Below are 18,029 nucleotides of genomic sequence, written 5' to 3'. Positions count from 1 at the left end.
AATTATTCCAACTCCTCTATAATACTTTCAATTGACTTACGTGGATCATCAGAAGCCGTTATTGGCCTTCCAATTACAATGTAATCTGCACCTTCATTAAATGCTTCCTTTGGTGTCGTGACTCTAGATTGATCCCCTATATTTGAACCTATTGGACGAATACCTGGAGTTACAGTTACAAAATCTATTCCGTTTTGCTCTTTTATGTTCGTTACTTCTAGAGGAGATGCTACAACTCCATCTAAACCTGCGCTCTTTACTAAATTAGCATATTGCAATACCGATGACTCAACTGATCCAGAAATCCCAATCTCTTTATTTAAAGTTGTTACATTTGTACTTGTGAGTTGTGTAACTCCGATCACCAAAGGTTTAGGATTAGATGGATTTACAGCTTGATCTACTCCTTCGAGTGCACTTTCCATCATTTTTTTCCCACCTGCAGCATGAACATTAAACATATCCACACCAAGACGAGTAATGCTAGCTGCTCCGCCCTTCACTGTATTCGGTATATCATGCATTTTTAAATCTAGAAAAACTTTATAACCTTGTTCTTTTAATTTCAAAACAAAGGATGGACCAGCAGCATAAAAAAGTTGCATACCTACCTTCATATAACAAGGAATACCTTTTAATTGATTTAATAGCCTTTGAGCTTCATCAGCTGAAGCATAATCCAGAGCTACGATTGTTCTGCCTATGATTTTTTCCCTTTTCCCCAAATCATCAACCTCGCTTTTTATATAAAAGTTATAAACGTTAATATTTCAAGTGAGGGTTATTAACACCCTCACTTATTTTAGTTTACACCTGAAGTCCAATTCTTAACTTTTTAACTTCAGATATATCCTCACCCATGACTGGCATTGGTGTGGATGCGTAGTTAATCGTTTGTAACATTGTAAGAAGGGCTCGAACTGTATCAAGTGAGGTTAAACAAACAACACCATTCTCTACAGCTTCTCTACGAATCCTAAATCCATCTCGTTCAGGAGTTTTTCCTTTTGTTAATGTATTAATTACAAATTGAGCTTCCCCGTTTCTTATTAAGTCTACGATATTTGGTGAGCCTTCTTTTAATTTATTGACTTGTTGAACTCTCATACCAGTATCCTCTAATGTTTGAGCAGTTCCCCCTGTAGCAATAATTTTGTAACCAAGATTGTAAAAACCTTTAATTAATGCTGTAGCTTCTTCTTTATCTTTATCTGCAACAGTTACGATAATAGACCCTGATTGAGGTATTTTCATCCCTGATCCAATTAATCCTTTGTATAGTGCTTTAGCATAATGAACATCTCGACCCATAACCTCTCCTGTTGATTTCATTTCAGGTCCAAGAGAAGTATCTACTCTACGAAGTTTAGCAAACGAGAATACAGGAACCTTCACTGATACATAATCATCCTCAGGCCATAATCCACTCTCATAACCTAAATCGGACAATTTTTGGCCTAGAATTACTTTTGTCGCTACATTGGCCATTGGAATATTCGTCACTTTACTAAGGAAAGGAACTGTTCTTGAAGAGCGCGGATTCACTTCAATCACATATACTTTCTCTTTGAATATAACAAATTGAATATTTACTAACCCAATCACTTGTAATTGTCTTGCAATCTTCGTTGTAATTTCGATAATTTGTTCTTTAATATTTTCAGAAATAGACTGTGGAGGATACACAGCAATGGAATCACCAGAATGAACTCCTGCTCTTTCAACATGTTCCATAATACCTGGAATCACTACAGTTTCTTTATCACAGATTGCGTCAACCTCTACTTCTTTTCCTAACATGTAGCGGTCGATTAGTACAGGATGATCTGGATTGATTTTTACAGCCTTGTCCATGTAATTCAGTAATTCATCATCAGAATATACAATTTCCATCGCTCTTCCACCTAAAACGTAAGATGGACGGACTAAAACAGGATATCCTAATGATGAAGCGGTTTGAACTGCTTGATCAACTGTAGTGACTGTACTCCCTTTTGGCTGGGCAATCTCTAATCTTCTTAAAAGAGCTTCGAACTCTTTTCGATCTTCTGCAGCATCAATGTTATCTATACTGGTTCCAATAATATTCACACCTGCTCTAGATAAAGGCTCAGCTAAATTAATTGCTGTCTGACCACCAAATTGAACAATAACTCCTATAGGTTGTACCTGTTCAATAATGTTCATCACATCTTCAAAAAACAATGGTTCAAAATATAATTGATCAGACGTACTAAAGTCTGTAGAGACTGTTTCAGGATTGTTGTTGATAATTACCGCTTCATACCCAGCATCTTGTATTGCCCATACTGCATGTACAGTTGAATAATCAAATTCAATCCCTTGACCGATACGTATAGGTCCAGAACCTAATACAATGACTTTCTGTTTATCTGATTGAATGGCTTCGTTCTCAGTTTCATAAGTAGAATAATAATAAGGGGTTGTAGCTTCGAATTCAGCTGCGCAAGTATCAACCATTTTGTAAACTGGTTTAATCTCATATTTTCTTCTAAGTGAACGGATATCTTGTTCTTCTGTAAAAGAATAATTTGGATTGGACGATCTTCGCAGTTCTGCAATCGCTCTATCAGTAAACCCTTTCTTCTTTGCTTCTAACAACAATTGTTCCGTTAACTCAGCGTCCATCAATTCTTTTTCAAACTGAATCAATTTTTCTATTTTATTCAAAAACCACCAATCAATCTTTGTAAGGTCTTGAATTTGTTGTAAAGTATAACCTCTTCGATAAGCCTCAGCTATGATAAACAGACGTTCATCATCTGGTGTTTGTAGACGGTTGTTAAGAACGGAATCATCTAAATCCTCTAGCTCTTTTATAAATAAACGATGTACATCAATTTCTAAAGAACGAATAGCTTTATGAATGGATTCTTCAAAAGTACGCCCAATAGCCATAACTTCTCCAGTTGCTTTCATTTGTGTACCTAATTTTCTGTTAGCACTAATAAATTTATCAAATGGCCAGCGAGGAATTTTGCTTACGATATAATCAAGTGTTGGTTCAAAACAGGCATAAGTTTGACCCGTTACAGGATTTTCAAGTTCATCCAATGTATAACCGACTGCGATTTTTGCTGCCATTTTTGCAATTGGATAACCTGTAGCTTTTGAGGCAAGGGCAGACGAACGACTTACTCTTGGATTCACTTCGATCACGTAATATTGAAAACTAAATGGATCTAACGCAAGCTGAACGTTACAGCCGCCTTCAATATTCAAAGCACGAATGATTTTTAATGAAGCTGAACGAAGCATTTGATATTCTCGATCCGATAATGTTTGACTAGGTGCTACTACGATGCTATCACCAGTGTGCACTCCTACCGGATCAAAATTTTCCATGTTACATACGACAATACAGTTATCGTTTGCATCACGCATCACTTCGTACTCTACTTCCTTCATGCCTGCGATGCTCATTTCAATTAGGCATTGACCTATTGGACTATACCGTATACCTGCTGCTACAATTTCTCTTAAATCTCCCTCTGAATCAGCAATTCCTCCGCCAGTACCACCCAATGTATATGCTGGTCTAATAATAATGGGATATCCAACTTCATTTGCAAAATCAACAGCTTCTTGTACAGTTGTAACAATTACACTTTCAGGAACTGGTTGTTCTAATTCACGCATAAGTTCTCTAAATAAATCTCGATCCTCAGCCTTCTCAATAGAAGATAATTGTGTGCCTAATAGCTGAACATTTTCTTCTTCAAGAACACCTCTTTTGGCTAATTCAACAGCCATGTTTAAACCAGTTTGTCCCCCTAATGTCGGTAACAATCCATCTGGTTGCTCCTTACGAATAACCTGTGTAACAAATTCAGGTGTAATCGGCTCAATATATACTTTATCGGCCATATTGGTATCCGTCATGATCGTTGCTGGATTACTATTAATAAGTACTACTTCAAAACCTTCTTCTTTTAAAGCTTGACATGCTTGTGTACCTGCATAATCAAATTCTGCCGCTTGTCCTATGACGATAGGACCTGAACCTACAACTAATATTTTTTTCAATGAAGTATTTTTAGGCATTTTGCATGTCTCCTTTCTTCGCTTTTGCAACAATTTGCGCTTGGCGAGGCAACTCAGGGGTTTCTGCTTTGGTACGACGAATCATTTCGATAAAATCTTCAAATAAATAACTAGAATCAAATGGTCCAGGAGCCGCTTCAGGATGGTATTGTACTGAAAAAGCAGGAAAATGTTTGTGTTTTAGACCTTCCACTGTTTTATCGTTATTGTTGATATGTGTGATTTCTAGTGGTGTATTAGATATAGAATCTTCCTTCACTGTATAACCGTGATTTTGTGATGTAATATAACAACGGTTGGAGGATAACTCCTTCACAGGATGGTTTCCACCACGATGCCCAAATTTCAACTTTTCTGTATCGGCACCACAAGCTAAAGCAAACAACTGATGACCTAAACAGATACCAAAGATAGGGAATTGACCTAACAATTCGTGTATCATTGTCACAGCTTCAGGGACACTTTTAGGATCACCAGGTCCATTGGATAATAAAATCCCATCTGGTTTTAATCTTCTAATTTGATTCGCTGTTGTATTATGAGGAACGACAATAACGTCACAATCACGTTTATTTAATTCTCTTAAGATTCCACTTTTTGAACCAAAATCGACAAGAACAATTCTTTCTTTGTTTCCAGGTGAACTAAAAATGCTTTTTGTAGAGACTCGAGTCACTTGATCTGTTAATAAAGAAGTACCCTTTATTTGCTCCATCAATTCCTCAATCGAATGATTCCCTGTTGAGATAACTCCTTTCATCGTACCGTAATGTCTAAGTTTACGGGTTAACATACGAGTATCAATCTCACTAATACCTGGAATATCATATTCTTTTAGTAAGCTATCCACTGTATACTGTGCTCTCCAATTACTTGGTATTTCCTCATGTTGACGTACAACAAACCCGTGAATATAAGGACGGACAGCTTCAAAATCATCACGTGAGATACCATAATTTCCAATCAAAGGATATGTCATTGTAATAATTTGACCGCAGTAAGAAGGATCTGACAATACCTCCTGATAACCAGTAATTCCTGTATTAAAAACAACTTCACCTATTGCATTTTTCTCACTTCCAAAAGATTTACCTGTAAAAAGAGTTCCGTCTTCTAATAATAATTTAGCTTGCATAATGTCCTCCTTCTGTAATCTTGTGACAAACCTTTTAACTTTAATCTGACCAAACTACTTTTCCACCTACGAGTGTTTTGACTGGCCATCCTTGCAACTTCCACCCTTTGAAAGGAGTATTTCTACCTTTAGATAAAAATGTTTCTGGATCTACAGTTTTTGTCGTTTCTAAGTCAATAATGGTTAAATCAGCATCTGCTCCAATAGAAACTTTTCCTGAATCTAACTTAAATACTTCAGCTGGTTTCTCTGTCATTCTTTGGATTAAAAAGTCTAAAGTCCATTTTCCTGTTTGTACAAATTTTGTATACAACAATGGAAATGCTGTTTCTAACCCTACGATTCCAAAAGGTGCTCTTTGAAGCTCTTGAGCTTTTTCATCTTCACTATGTGGAGCGTGATCGGTAACAATCATGTCAATAGTCCCATCCTCTATAGCTTCAATCATGGCTTCAACATCTCTAGGTGTACGAAGGGGTGGATTCATTTTCCAGTTTGCATCTAATGCTGGAATATCTTCATCTGATAAAAGCAAGTGATGTGGGCATACTTCTGCTGTTACTTTAATTCCTATTTGTTTTGCTTGCCTGATTAAACGAACAGATTGTTCAGTGCTCACATGGCATACGTGGTAATGAACACCTGTAGTTTCAGCTAGTAAAATATCTCTTCCAACATGAATCGCTTCGGATTCGTTTGGTATTCCTTTCAATCCATGTTTTTTAGCAAAAGCACCATCAGTTACCGCAGCACCGACGACTAAAGTATTATCTTCACAATGAGCAATCACTGGCATATTCATAGCAGCTGCTTTACTCATTGCATCCTTCATCATTTGTGCACTTTGTACACCTACCCCATCATCTGTAAATCCAATAGCTCCTTTATTTTTTAGTGCATCAAAATCAGTTAAGTCTCTCCCTAATTCATTCTCCGTAATTGCAGCATATGGAAGTACACGAACTATTCCTTCTGTCTCCGCTTTATCTAAAACAAGTTGTAAAGTTTCAACATCATCTACAATCGGTCTAGTATTAGGCATACATGCTACTGTAGTAAAACCACCTTTTGCAGCAGACTTTGTACCTGTAGCAATCGTTTCTTTGTATTCGAATCCAGGCTCACGAAAATGAACATGCATATCGATAAAACCTGCTGATACTAATTTCCCCTCTGCATCAATCACTTCATGTCCATCAACCTGTGGTTTTTCATGACTTTGCATGATTTTATTTATTTTTCCTTGTTCAATATAAATATGTTTTGTTTCTAACTCCTTGTTTGCTACATTTAACAACTTTCCATTTAATAACCACGTTCCCAATTTCAAACCCTCCTATTTTAGTTCCTTTTAATTTATGTTAAAGCTCTTTCAATGACTGCCATTCGAATAGGTACTCCATTACTTATTTGTGAGAAAATTTTTGATCTTGGATGTTCTATTAGGGAATCATCAATTTCCACGTTTCGGTTTACTGGTGCAGGATGCATAATAATGGCATGATCTTTTAAATTTCTTTCTCGCTTCTCTGTTAAACCAAATAATTCTCTGTACTGTTCAGCTGATTTAATCATGCCTTGATCATGTCTTTCTAATTGTACACGCAGCATCATAACGACATCTGCTTTTATTGCTTCTTCTATGGAAACATATGGGGCGAATTCTGCTAATTCTGGAGCTTGCATGTTTCGCGGTGCACAAAAGCTTACTTTTGCACCCATGGCTAGTAACCCCCAAAGGTTGGAACGAGCCACACGACTATGTAAAATGTCACCTATGATAGATACATGAAGACCTTCAATATAACCAAAATGTTTTCTCATTGTATAAATATCTAATAATGCTTGTGTAGGATGCTCATTATTTCCATCCCCTGCATTAATGAGAGGAATTTTTATTTTGGGAGCCAACTCTTGTAAAACTCCTATCGGCTTAATACGAATAACACCGGCATCAATACCCATTGACTCTAATGTTTTTACAGTATCGTATATGGATTCACCTTTTTGTACACTAGAAACTGCTGCTGAGAAATTTAGTACTTCAGTGCTTAGTCGTTTTTCTGCCATTTCAAACGAAAAACGAGTTCGTGTACTATTTTCAAAAAACATATTTGCAACAAAATGCCCTGACAAATAGTTTGTTACTTTTGTGGGGTAGTTTTCCCAATAAGATGCACGATTTAATATACCTAAAATTTCCGTTTTACTTAATCCTTTTAAACCTAATAAATGTTTATCTAATCCAACCTTCAGTTGATGCATAAATATCTAACTCCTTTGTTGTTTAATTACAACCTGATCATCAGAATCAACTTCTGTCAAAGATACATTAATATTCTCCAATTTAGAGGTAGGAATATTCTTTCCAACATAATCGGGTCTAATAGGTAATTCTCGATGACCTCTATCCACTAAAACAGCAAGCTGTATCATTTTGGGTCTTCCCATATCAATCAATGCATCCATTGCAGCTCTTACTGTTCTTCCCGTATATAGAACATCATCAAATAATATAATCTTTTTATCTTGAATAAATGAACTTGTAAATGTTTGATGCTGTTCCTTCGTTTTTTCGTTGGAAACATCATCACGATAAGAAGTAACATCTAATTCAGCCATTGGAATAGGTATACCTTCAATTTCCCCGATTTTATCAGCGATTCTTTTTGCTAAATAAATTCCTCTTGTTCGAATACCTACAAGCACACAATTTTCTACGCCTTTGTTTTTTTCCAATATCTCATGAGCAATTCTTATTAGTGCTCTTCGAATTGCAATTTCATCCATGAGTACGTGTCCTAAACTCATTATCTCACCACCTAATCAGCTTCACTAATGTATACAATCCATCATTAGAGGTACTTTTTGTTTAAGTTATAAAAAAAATCCTTACCCATTAGGGGCAAGGATTTACATATACAAACAGATTAGCATAATCATGCAATTTTTTGTATAAAAATACAAGCATGTTTTTTGCTATTTGTATAAATCGTTCACCTTGCCAGCCTCACGGGACTGTTTTTAAAGGTTCATATCAATATTCATTTTTAAAATTATGACATTATTCGATGATAAAGTCAATAGATAATAATATAGATTATTACCTAAAATATAAATTCAACATCCGATAAACGAAGCTTAATTTCATTAATAATTTCAATTTCCTTTTCAACACCAGAAGCATTAAAAGTTACAGAAAATCTGACAAAACGTCCTGCATCATCCCATGGAACTGTAGAAATTAGTTTTTCACGAATTAAATATTGGGAGAAATCCTCTCCTGTTTCGAAAGTCTGCCCACCTTTAATCGCCTTAGGTGCTTCCACATACATAAAAAACGATCCTTTTGGTTTTTCTGCGTTAAATCCGACTTCATTCAAGGCTTTTGCTAACATATCATGACGTCTTGAATATTTTTCTGCAATTTTCTCAGTAATTTCTGGATGCTCTAAACCATATGCAGCTGCTTTTTGAATTGCAATAAATTGACCAGAATCATTATTATCCTTAATATCTTTAAATGCTTTTACAACTAAAGCATTACCAGCAATAAATCCAATTCTCCAACCTGTCATATTATAAGATTTAGATAAAGAGTGAAATTCTATACCTACTTCTTTTGCACCCGGGACAGAAAGGAAACTAAATGGTTTTACACCGTCATAAGTTAATGCTGCATAAGGAGCATCATGTACGATTACGATATCATATTTCTTAGCAAAGGCAATGACCTTTTCAAAGAATTCGACTGTTGCACCAGCACCAGTTGGATTATTAGGATAATTTAAATAAAATAATTTTGCTCTTGTACAAATTTCTTCTGGGATTGAATCTAAGTTAGGTAAAAAATGATTTTCTTTTAGTAATGGTACATTATAAACTTCCCCTCCAAGGTATTTTGTATGTGTTCCTAATACAGGATAACCAGGAACAGTCATAATCGTAATATCCCCAGGATTGATAAATGCGCTGGGCAACATTGCTAAACCTGGTTTGGAACCAATAGAATGATTGATTTCTAGATCAGCATCAATCCCATCTACACCAAAAACATTTTTTAAATAATTAGCTGCAGCTGTTTTAAATTCATGAATCCCATTATCTGCATAACCTCTATTTTCAGGCTTAGCTGCTTCATCAGCAAGCTTAGCTACAATGCCAGCATCTGCCATTTCATCAGGTTCGCCAACACCCATATCAATTAATTCTATATTTGGATGTTCAGCTTTAGCAGCTATTTTTGCACGTTTAATTTTTTCGAATTTATAAATTTCCGTATCTTTTCCATAATTTTTTCCACCGATTCTTTCTGCGAAAAGATTCTGTATGTAATTTTCCTCTATCATTATAATTCAACTCCTTTAATCTACATAATTTATCATGATGAATTAAATAAGAAAATAGACTTTTATACATTATTTTTGTACTCTGAAACAAATAAAAAAATTATTGACTCTTTATTTTATCAATAACACTATTTATATCGTCAGGAACAGGTGCTGTGAACATTAAGTTTTCCCCTGTAATAGGATGTACAAAACCTAACTCTGCTGCATGTAAAGCTTGCCCTTCCATGGATATTCCTTTATTTCGTCCATAGGTAGGATCTCCAACAAGATGATGACCGATAAATTTCATATGTACTCTGATTTGATGGGTACGACCTGTTTCTAATCTTAGCTCTAATAAAGCATAGTTTTTGAATTGTTCCAAAACAACAAAATGTGTCACCGCTTTTTTACTATTTTTATTTGTTACCATATAACTTTTACGATCTTTAGGATCTCTTCCAATTGGTGCATTTATCGTTCCTTGTAAATGAGATAGCTTCCCATGTACAACAGCTATATATTTTCGATGAACGGTATGATTTTTTAGTTGCTCAGATAATCCAGTATGAGCTACATCATCCTTTGCAGAAACTAATAACCCTGATGTATTTTTATCAATACGATGTACAATTCCTGGTCTCAATTTCCCATTAATACCTGATAAGTCCTTACAATGAGCTAATAAAGCATTTACTAAAGTGCCTGAATAATTTCCTGGAGCAGGATGAACGACCATCCCCCTAGGTTTATTCACAACGATAAGATGTTGATCCTCATATACAACGTCCAACGGAATGGATTCTGCAGTAATTTCTAACTCACTTGGAGCTGGAGCTAATAATTTAATTTCATCCCCATTTTGTATTTTATAATTGGCTTTAATGGATGATTTGTTTACAGAAACATGTCCTTCTTTTATCCATTGCTGTATTTGTGTTCTAGATATGCCCTCAAACTGTTCTGATAAAAACTTATCAATTCTAATACCATCTAAATTAGGAGTACCTCTCCAGATTAATTCATTATCATAGATGTCTTCGTATAACATGAAGATTAAACCTCACCTTTCTTTACACTGAAAAAGGTAATTACTGCTGCTAAAATTGCACCAACCACTATTGCTGAATCTGCAATATTAAAAATGGCAAAAGGATAGTCAACTTCAAAACCAAATAAAGTAAACTTAAAGTTAAAACTTAAAAAGTCAACCACTTCACCCATTCTTACCCTATCAATAAAATTCCCAATTGCCCCACCTAATATTAAACTAAGTGCTACACACAATACAGGGCGATTTTCTTTTTTTGATTGTTCCAAAAACCAAATAACCATAACTACAATAATAATTGTAATAATAATAAAAAACAATTGTTTATTCTGTAAAATACCAAAGGCCGCCCCTTTATTACGATGAGAAGTGATTTGAAAAAAATCTCCTATAACAGATATACGATCCCCTATTTCCAAATAATTTATAATCATCCATTTAGAAATTTGATCTAATAAAATCATAATAAAGGCAATCAGATAATACCTCAAATAACATATCCTCCTAATCAAAAAAAATAATACACCTTACATTCGATAATTGTAGCATAGCATAGAACGTAAAGTCTATGAAGTACATGAGCATTCCCATCAATACATGGAATTACCTCTTTAATTTCATGAACCTTTGAGAAGAATAAAGTCATGAACAACAACCTCTAAAAAGAAACTCGAAACTCACAGAAGAGGAGCTTATAGAATGTCTGGTCTAAATGAAAATCAATTAAATATGTTATATCAACAGCTACTTCAAGAAAAAAACAACCTACAAGAGCAACTTAACGAAAACGATCATTTTGGCCTGTCGCAATCTCAAAAAGAATCCACTGGAGAATTATCAAGTTACGATAATCATCCAGCTGATTTAGCCACAGAAACTTATGAACGTGGAAAAGATATTGCTTTAAATGAAAATACAGAATACCATTTAGAAGATGTCATTAGAGCGTTAAAGAGTATTGAAAATGAACAGTATGGAGTTTGTATCACTTGTGGGAAAAATATCCCCTTTGAGCGATTGCAAGCTGTTCCTACCACACAATATTGTTTAAAACATTCTCAAGGAAAACATACTTCCCATCAAAGACCTATTGAAGAATCATTTTTAAATCCACCATTTGGACGAACGAGTTTAGATGAACATGAAGAACAAAATCAATTTGATGGAGAAGATGCTTGGCAAGTTGTAGAAAGCTGGGGAACGTCAGATAGTCCAGCGATGGCAGAGGAACAAGAAATTCACGATTTTAACCACATGTACGTTGAATCCGATGAAAACGAGTATGTGGAACCCATTGAAAGTTTCTTAGCCACTAATTTATATGGTAATCATACATCTGTCATTCGAAATGTAGAATACCAAAAATATATGGCAAATGGTGAAGGAGATCACGAATTAGAAATGAATGGAATGGATTGAAAATACCTATTTTATTTATAAAATTTATAAAATAAAAACGAGCCTTTAATCTGGCTCGTTTTTTCTTTAAACGTTTTTATTATTCATTACGCAATAATGGATGCACATCTTTGACATAATGTTGGATGAGTTGTGTCCTCCCCTACATCTGTTGTAACCATCCAACATCGCTCACATTTTTCACCATCAGCTACTGAAACCTCCACTTGAATAATTCCTTCTATTTCACTTGGTTTATGGACAGAAACGTCAGAAACGATAAATAATTCGTTTAGATTAGGAAATTGTTTGAGAAGTTCTGAAGTAGCAAGATTTGGATATAAATCCAATGCTGCAGCTAAAGAATTCCCAATAATCTTATCTTTCCGTGCTTCCTCTAATTTTTTAAATACTTCCTCACGAATTTCCATGAATTGATTCCATTTATGTTCAAGTTTCTCTTCAAATACGTCTGTATTAACGACTGGAAAGTTTGCTAACTGTACACTTTCCAATTCAACGTCAGGAATGAACTTCCATACTTCATCTGCTGTATGAGGTAAGATTGGAGCAATTAATTTTGCAATCACTACTAAAGCTTCATATAATACAGTTTGCACTGCTTTTCGTTTTGGATCATTTAAGTCATTAACATATAAAGTATCTTTTACGATGTCTAGATAAAATGCACTCATTTCAACAGAACAAAAATGATGAACAGATTGATACACAACATTAAGATCATATCTATTATATGCACTAGAAACCTTTTCCAACATTTTATTTAAGCGAATAAGAGCAAACTGATCTAATTCACTCAATTGATCATAGGAGACTTGATCTGTTGCTGGATTGAAGCCTGTTAAATTTCCTAAGAAAAATCTCAACGTATTTCTAATTTTTCGATATACTTCAGATGTTTGTTTTAAAATATTGTCTGAAATTCTTTGATCCGCTTGGTAATCCACAGAAGATACCCAAAGACGTAATATTTCAGCTCCTAGTTGATTACTTACTTTAATTGGGTCAATCGTATTCCCTAATGATTTAGACATCTTACGACCGTCTCCATCTAAAGTGAAACCATGACTAAGCACTTCTTTATATGGTGCAATACCATTTACCGCAACACTTGTAATTAAAGATGAATTAAACCATCCACGATATTGGTCAGATCCTTCTAAATATAGGTCTGCTGGATAACGTAAGTTGTCTCTAAATTCTAATACAGATTGATGACTAGATCCTGAATCAAACCAAACATCCATAATATCCGTTTCTTTTTTAAATTCATCATGACCACATGATGGACATGTCGTTCCATTAGGCATTAATTCATTCTCATTTTTAATAAACCAAGCATTAGAACCTTCTTTGGAAAACACATCAGCAACAAAATGAATAGTTTGGTCATTTAACAACTCATGATTACAACTTTTACAATAAAAAATTGGAATTGGTACTCCCCATGTTCTTTGGCGTGAAATACACCAATCTCCACGATCTCGGATCATATTATGAAGGCGGGTTTCCCCCCATTCTGGTGTCCATTTTACATTTTTAATTTCTTCAAGCATCACGTTTCTGAACTTATCTATAGAAGCAAACCACTGTTCTGTTGCTCGATAAATGACTGGTTTTTTTGTTCTCCAATCATGAGGATATTGATGCTGCATAAATTCCAATTTTAATAGGTGGCCAGAACCTTCTAACTTTTCTGTAATGATTTTATTCGCTTTATCATAGAATAATCCTTCGAACCCTGGAGCTTCTTTAGTAAATTTCCCTTGATCATCAACTGGACAAAGCACATCTAATCCATACTTTGCTCCGATCTCAAAGTCATCTTCACCATGTCCAGGGGCAGTATGAACACAACCTGTACCTGCTTCCAAAGTAACATGTTCGCCTAGCATGACTAAAGATTCACGATCATAGAACGGATGTGAACATGTGATATTCTCAAGTTCATTTCCCTTAAATTGATCAATAATACTAAGGGAGTCCCAATCTAGTTCTTTTTTTAATGAATCTAATAAACCTTCAGCTACAACATATTTTTTTCCGTTCACATCTACCATCAAGTAATCAAATTCAGGATGTAAAGAAATTCCTAGATTTGCTGGCAATGTCCACGGTGTTGTTGTCCAAATAACAATAGAAGCATCCTCTGGTAAAATTCCTTTTCCATCCTTTACTTGAAATGCTACGTAAATAGAAGGTGACTTCTTGTCGTGATATTCAATTTCAGCTTCTGCTAAGGCACTTTCAGAAGAAGGAGACCAATACACACATTTTAAGCCCTTATAGATATAACCTTTTTTCACCATTTCACCAAATACACGAATTTGCTCTGCTTCATATTCAGGTTGTAATGTAAGGTAAGGGTGATCCCAATCTCCTCTAACACCTAATCTTTTGAATTGCTCTTTTTGTTTTCCTACCCAATTCAAAGCATAATCTTTACAATAGTCCCTAAACTCGGATATGCTTAATTTTTTTCTATCTACTTTCCCTTTTTTAGCTATCGCTGCTTCGATGGGTAATCCGTGTGTATCCCACCCTGGAACATATGGAGCATGAAAGCCTTGCATCGTTTTGTATCGAACAATAATATCTTTTAAAACTTTATTTAAAGCATGACCAATATGTGTATCTCCATTTGCATATGGTGGACCATCATGTAATATGAATAATGGTTTACCTTCCTGATGTTTTTGCACTTTCTCATAAATATTAATTTCATCCCACCATTTTTGAATACTTGGTTCTGCTTTTGGCAGATTACCGCGCATTGGAAAATCTGTTTGCGGTAAATTTAATGTTTTTCCATAATCCATTATTTACACCTCACTAAAATATATCTGAAATATAAGAAAATTACTTGCGGTGGCTCTTCGGAAACCTCGATGAATAAAAAAAACTCCTCATCCCAAAAGGGACGAGAAGTATGCTCGCGGTACCACCCTAATAATAATACTAAATCATTTTGTATTATCACTTTCATGATCTTTAACGGAATCATCCGACATACTCTACTATAACAGTCTATATTTCCATGTTTTTTCAAGTATATACTCATGGGTGATATTCAACCGTTAACAGATATTAGGCTTTCACCGTTCCCTAACTCGCTGAATCTGTATATTCGATTTACTGATCCCAATCAACGTTTTATAAAAGATTATAATACAGCAGTATATCTAAATTTTTAGTTAGAGTCAATGTACAAGTTATTCAGCTTTAGAAATTTTCTCATCTGAAAGGTAATCAATAGTATGGTTTGAATCCTTTTCTAGTGAATCCCATTCCCAACTCTGATCATTTAACATTTCTAATTGTGCTTCTAATAATGAACGGAATCTTGTTCGATAAATAGAAGCTTGTTTTTTTAATTCCTCATTATCAAGTGCTATTTTTCTTGATTTAGCTAACGATTCGTTTATGATTCGATCCGCATTTTTCTCAGACTCTCTTATAATGAGTTCAGCTTCTTTTTTAGAATTTGATTTTACCTCATCTGCAGTATTTTGGGCGACGATAATCGTTTGACTTAATGTATCTTCAATATTAGAAAAGTGTTCTAATTTTTCTTTCATTGCCCCTACTTGTTCTTTCAGATCTTTATTTTCACGAATAAGTACTTCATAATCTTTAATGATCTGTTGCAGAAACTCATTTACTTCGTCTTCATCATATCCGCGAAATGCTTTAGAAAATTCTCTGTTATGTATATCTAATGGTGTTAGTGACATTCCTGCACCTCCTTGAAACATAATAATTTTATAAGTGTTAACATTCGACGATAAGTGTTAAATTCCTGCAAAATCTTTAAATGTATTTTCCAACCTTTAATCGGATGTTGCCTTTTTTTGTATATCCTTCAATACTAATTATTTTAATTCGACCGAATCCTTTTAAGGAAATGATATCTTCCTCAACTAAAGCTTTTGAAGGATCTTCCTCTACTTTCCAATTCACTTTGCACTTTCCTGTTTTTATGTAGGGTAATATTTTTGATCGACTCATTTTTACTGCATCACTAATAATGTTATCTAAACGTAGTGAAGACACTGTAATGTAACTTTCTTTCATTTCAACTGGTATAGGATTTAACTGATTTAATGGAACAATATCCGTACTTACATGAACTCTGTGGACTTGATTCAAGTGTAAATTCACGTAATCAATAATTTCTTCTGCAACAATACACTGACATTGATCCTGCAATATATGCAAATCTCCTATTTTATCTCTTTTGATTCCTAGTCCTAAAATTGCTCCTAAAAAATCTCCATGGATTAACTTTGAAAATTTAACATCATCAGATTGAATTGAAAGTACTTGAATGGGAACTTCATCTTTCTTAATCATCAAATAATCAGGGGCTATCAGAGCTCTCTTTCTTTCAGCATCTGTATATCCCCCAAATAACAAATGTTGAACATTTAAATTTGAATTGATCATCGTTTCTAGAATATAGGTTTGTCTGGGATCAAGAAAATCAGTAAGTTTTGTGATATGTTTCTCTTCGGTTCTTGTAATCCAATCAAAAACTTTATCAACAAAGGTGTGTTCATCTGCATGAAAATGTTCGTATATAAATGTTTTCATTTATGACATTTAACCACCTAATATAAATGCAATTACACTAGCTAAACCAGACGCTGCAAATTGTAATGCAATGATTGCAATAATTGGAGAAATATCAATCATACCACCAATAGGGGGAATAATTTTTCTAAAAATAGACAAATAAGGATCTACTACTTTCCCCAGCAATTCACCAATGAAGCTATCTCTTGCATTAGGTACCCACGATAATAATACGTAAGCAATTATCATATAGATATAAATTTGCAAGATGCTCCCGATTAATCCTTCAATACTCAAAGTTTATCACCTGTTCCTTTCCATATCTTCTTGCAATAATTCGGTAATCGAACCTTCGATTTCTACACTGTCAGGTGTACATAAAAATATATTACTACCGATTTTTGATATATTACCATTTAAAGCATAAACCGTTCCACTCAAAAAGTCCACTATACGCAATGCTTGATCAGAACGAACCCGCTGTAAGTTCACGATGACAGCTCTGCGTGACTTTATATGGTTAGCAATTTCTTGTGTTTCCTCATATGAACGCGGTTCATTTAATACAACACGACTATTTTTGTTTGAATGAATACTAACAACATTATTTTTTGCTCCATTTATTGAGTTAGAATGCTTCCCTTCTTCAAATGAGTCATCTTCAATTTCTTCTATAACTGTCTCTTTTTTTACTACCTCTTCTTCCTGTAAACCAAAAAAATCTAAAAATTTATGAATAACACCCATGACTTATTCTTGCCTCCTTTATTCTTTTCCAACCAATTGTGAACCTAAACGAATAAAAGTAGCTCCTTCTTCAATGGCTATCTCAAAATCATTTGACATCCCCATTGATAGATGACTTATTTTGTAATTATAAATATGTTTTTCATTTAAACGATCCCTCAATCGTTTTAATTCTCTAAATACAGGTCTAGTTTTTTCTTTATCTTCTTCAAGTGGAGCCATCGTCATCAATCCAACGATGTTTAAACGTTTAAATGATTTTAAATTTTCAGCAAACGTAAAAAGTTCATCTGGTGATATCCCATATTTGGACTCTTCTCCAGAAACATTCACTTGAATAAAACAATTTACATTTATATCTTGTATTAAGGCTTGTTTCTCAATTTCATTTGCTAAAGAAATTCGATCAATGGAATGAATATAAGGAAACTTGCCAATGATATGTTTCACTTTTTTAGACTGTAAGTGTCCAATAAAATGCAAGGTCGATTTTGAACTCAGTACACTCACTTTCTTCTCTGCATCTGGCCATCTATTCTCTCCAATGTGCTTGCAACCAAATTCAACAGCATTCACTGCCGTTTCCAATGACACATACTTGGTCACAGCTATGATCTCTACTTCTTTCCTATTTCTATTTGATCGATTACATGCAGCTTGTACACGTGATTCTATATGTTGAATTCGTTCTTGTAAATCCAAGGTT

Annotated in this window: 16 protein-coding genes and 1 other annotated feature; of the genes, 1 reads left to right on the top strand and 15 read right to left on the bottom strand. The window is 34.5% G+C overall.

The features are described from left to right. Positions 1-2: 2 nt before the first annotated feature. From pyrF to lspA, 9 genes are all read right to left on the bottom strand, one after another. Positions 3-725 (bottom strand): orotidine-5'-phosphate decarboxylase, encoded by a 723-nt coding sequence (gene pyrF / locus ERL59_RS10905; protein ID WP_160646252.1) that lies wholly within the window; start codon positions 723-725, stop codon positions 3-5. A gap of 82 nt (positions 726-807) precedes the next feature. Further along, complete coding sequence (carB, locus tag ERL59_RS10900; protein WP_160646251.1) at positions 808-4,065, bottom strand: carbamoyl-phosphate synthase large subunit; 3,258 nt, start codon at positions 4,063-4,065, stop codon at positions 808-810. Beyond that, a complete protein-coding gene (carA, locus tag ERL59_RS10895; protein WP_160646250.1) occupies positions 4,058-5,200 on the bottom strand; it encodes a glutamine-hydrolyzing carbamoyl-phosphate synthase small subunit in 1,143 nt (380 codons plus the stop codon). Before carA ends, carB begins: the two co-directional genes overlap by 8 nt. 40 nt (positions 5,201-5,240) lie before the next feature. Further along, entirely contained in the window at positions 5,241-6,524 is a 1,284-nt protein-coding gene (locus ERL59_RS10890) for a dihydroorotase (protein WP_160646249.1), read from the bottom strand. 32 nt (positions 6,525-6,556) lie between these two features. Continuing rightward, positions 6,557-7,465: an aspartate carbamoyltransferase catalytic subunit gene (locus ERL59_RS10885; RefSeq protein WP_160646248.1), complete on the bottom strand. Its 909-nt coding sequence runs from the start codon at positions 7,463-7,465 to the stop codon at positions 6,557-6,559. A gap of 6 nt (positions 7,466-7,471) precedes the next feature. Continuing rightward, positions 7,472-8,011 carry a bifunctional pyr operon transcriptional regulator/uracil phosphoribosyltransferase PyrR gene (gene pyrR / locus ERL59_RS10880; protein ID WP_160646247.1) on the bottom strand — a complete coding sequence of 180 codons (540 nt, stop codon included), beginning with the start codon at positions 8,009-8,011 and terminating at the stop codon, positions 7,472-7,474. Positions 8,012-8,307: 296 nt separating this feature from the next. After that, positions 8,308-9,549, bottom strand: coding sequence for an LL-diaminopimelate aminotransferase (locus ERL59_RS10875; RefSeq protein ID WP_160646246.1), 1,242 nt, complete (start codon positions 9,547-9,549; stop codon positions 8,308-8,310). A 100-nt stretch (positions 9,550-9,649) separates the two neighbouring features. Then, entirely contained in the window at positions 9,650-10,582 is a 933-nt protein-coding gene (locus ERL59_RS10870; RefSeq protein ID WP_160646245.1) for an RluA family pseudouridine synthase, read from the bottom strand. Positions 10,583-10,587: 5 nt separating this feature from the next. Next, positions 10,588-11,073 carry a signal peptidase II gene (gene lspA / locus ERL59_RS10865; protein ID WP_160646244.1) on the bottom strand — a complete coding sequence of 162 codons (486 nt, stop codon included), beginning with the start codon at positions 11,071-11,073 and terminating at the stop codon, positions 10,588-10,590. Between the two features lie 208 nt (positions 11,074-11,281). Between lspA and ERL59_RS10860 the strand changes: the two genes are divergently transcribed. After that, positions 11,282-12,001: a TraR/DksA C4-type zinc finger protein gene (locus ERL59_RS10860; protein WP_160646243.1), complete on the top strand. Its 720-nt coding sequence runs from the start codon at positions 11,282-11,284 to the stop codon at positions 11,999-12,001. Between the two features lie 86 nt (positions 12,002-12,087). Here ERL59_RS10860 and ileS read toward each other — a convergent pair whose 3' ends face one another. The 6 genes from ileS to ERL59_RS10830 form a co-directional block, all read right to left on the bottom strand. Then, positions 12,088-14,820, bottom strand: coding sequence for an isoleucine--tRNA ligase (gene ileS, locus ERL59_RS10855; RefSeq protein WP_160646242.1), 2,733 nt, complete (start codon positions 14,818-14,820; stop codon positions 12,088-12,090). Between the two features lie 94 nt (positions 14,821-14,914). Next, positions 14,915-15,159 (bottom strand) — a binding site (T-box leader). A gap of 54 nt (positions 15,160-15,213) precedes the next feature. Next, a complete protein-coding gene (locus ERL59_RS10850) occupies positions 15,214-15,735 on the bottom strand; it encodes a DivIVA domain-containing protein (protein WP_160646241.1) in 522 nt (173 codons plus the stop codon). Positions 15,736-15,811: 76 nt separating this feature from the next. Then, positions 15,812-16,594 (bottom strand): YlmH family RNA-binding protein, encoded by a 783-nt coding sequence (locus ERL59_RS10845; RefSeq protein WP_160646240.1) that lies wholly within the window; start codon positions 16,592-16,594, stop codon positions 15,812-15,814. A 9-nt stretch (positions 16,595-16,603) separates the two neighbouring features. Then, complete coding sequence (locus ERL59_RS10840) at positions 16,604-16,873, bottom strand: YggT family protein (protein ID WP_160646239.1); 270 nt, start codon at positions 16,871-16,873, stop codon at positions 16,604-16,606. A 6-nt stretch (positions 16,874-16,879) separates the two neighbouring features. Further along, on the bottom strand, positions 16,880-17,323 hold the full coding sequence (locus ERL59_RS10835; RefSeq protein ID WP_160646238.1) for a cell division protein SepF: 444 nt from the start codon (positions 17,321-17,323) through the stop codon (positions 16,880-16,882). A gap of 18 nt (positions 17,324-17,341) precedes the next feature. Next, complete coding sequence (locus ERL59_RS10830; RefSeq protein ID WP_160646237.1) at positions 17,342-18,025, bottom strand: YggS family pyridoxal phosphate-dependent enzyme; 684 nt, start codon at positions 18,023-18,025, stop codon at positions 17,342-17,344. Between the last annotated feature and the right edge of the window lie 4 nt (positions 18,026-18,029).

Source organism: Chengkuizengella marina (assembly GCF_009910845.1).
In the GTDB taxonomy this organism is placed as follows: domain Bacteria; phylum Bacillota; class Bacilli; order Paenibacillales; family KCTC-33759; genus Chengkuizengella; species Chengkuizengella marina.
The sequence above is the reverse complement of the archived record's forward strand: the minus strand, read 5'-3'. Positions and strand labels throughout refer to the sequence as shown.

What these genes read in the sequence shown, in the direction of transcription:
- carB (WP_160646251.1), bottom strand. Translation starts at nt 4,065, where the DNA reads ATGCCTAAAAATACTTCATTGAAAAAAATATTAGTTGTAGGTTCAGGT.
- carA (WP_160646250.1), bottom strand. Translation starts at nt 5,200, where the DNA reads ATGCAAGCTAAATTATTATTAGAAGACGGAACTCTTTTTACAGGTAAA.
- ERL59_RS10885 (WP_160646248.1), bottom strand. Translation starts at nt 7,465, where the DNA reads ATGCATCAACTGAAGGTTGGATTAGATAAACATTTATTAGGTTTAAAA.
- pyrR (WP_160646247.1), bottom strand. Translation starts at nt 8,011, where the DNA reads ATGAGTTTAGGACACGTACTCATGGATGAAATTGCAATTCGAAGAGCA.
- ERL59_RS10875 (WP_160646246.1), bottom strand. Translation starts at nt 9,549, where the DNA reads ATGATAGAGGAAAATTACATACAGAATCTTTTCGCAGAAAGAATCGGT.
- ERL59_RS10870 (WP_160646245.1), bottom strand. Translation starts at nt 10,582, where the DNA reads ATGTTATACGAAGACATCTATGATAATGAATTAATCTGGAGAGGTACT.
- ERL59_RS10860 (WP_160646243.1), top strand. Translation starts at nt 11,282, where the DNA reads ATGTCTGGTCTAAATGAAAATCAATTAAATATGTTATATCAACAGCTA.
- ileS (WP_160646242.1), bottom strand. Translation starts at nt 14,820, where the DNA reads ATGGATTATGGAAAAACATTAAATTTACCGCAAACAGATTTTCCAATG.
- ERL59_RS10850 (WP_160646241.1), bottom strand. Translation starts at nt 15,735, where the DNA reads ATGTCACTAACACCATTAGATATACATAACAGAGAATTTTCTAAAGCA.
- ERL59_RS10845 (WP_160646240.1), bottom strand. Translation starts at nt 16,594, where the DNA reads ATGAAAACATTTATATACGAACATTTTCATGCAGATGAACACACCTTT.
- ERL59_RS10835 (WP_160646238.1), bottom strand. Translation starts at nt 17,323, where the DNA reads ATGGGTGTTATTCATAAATTTTTAGATTTTTTTGGTTTACAGGAAGAA.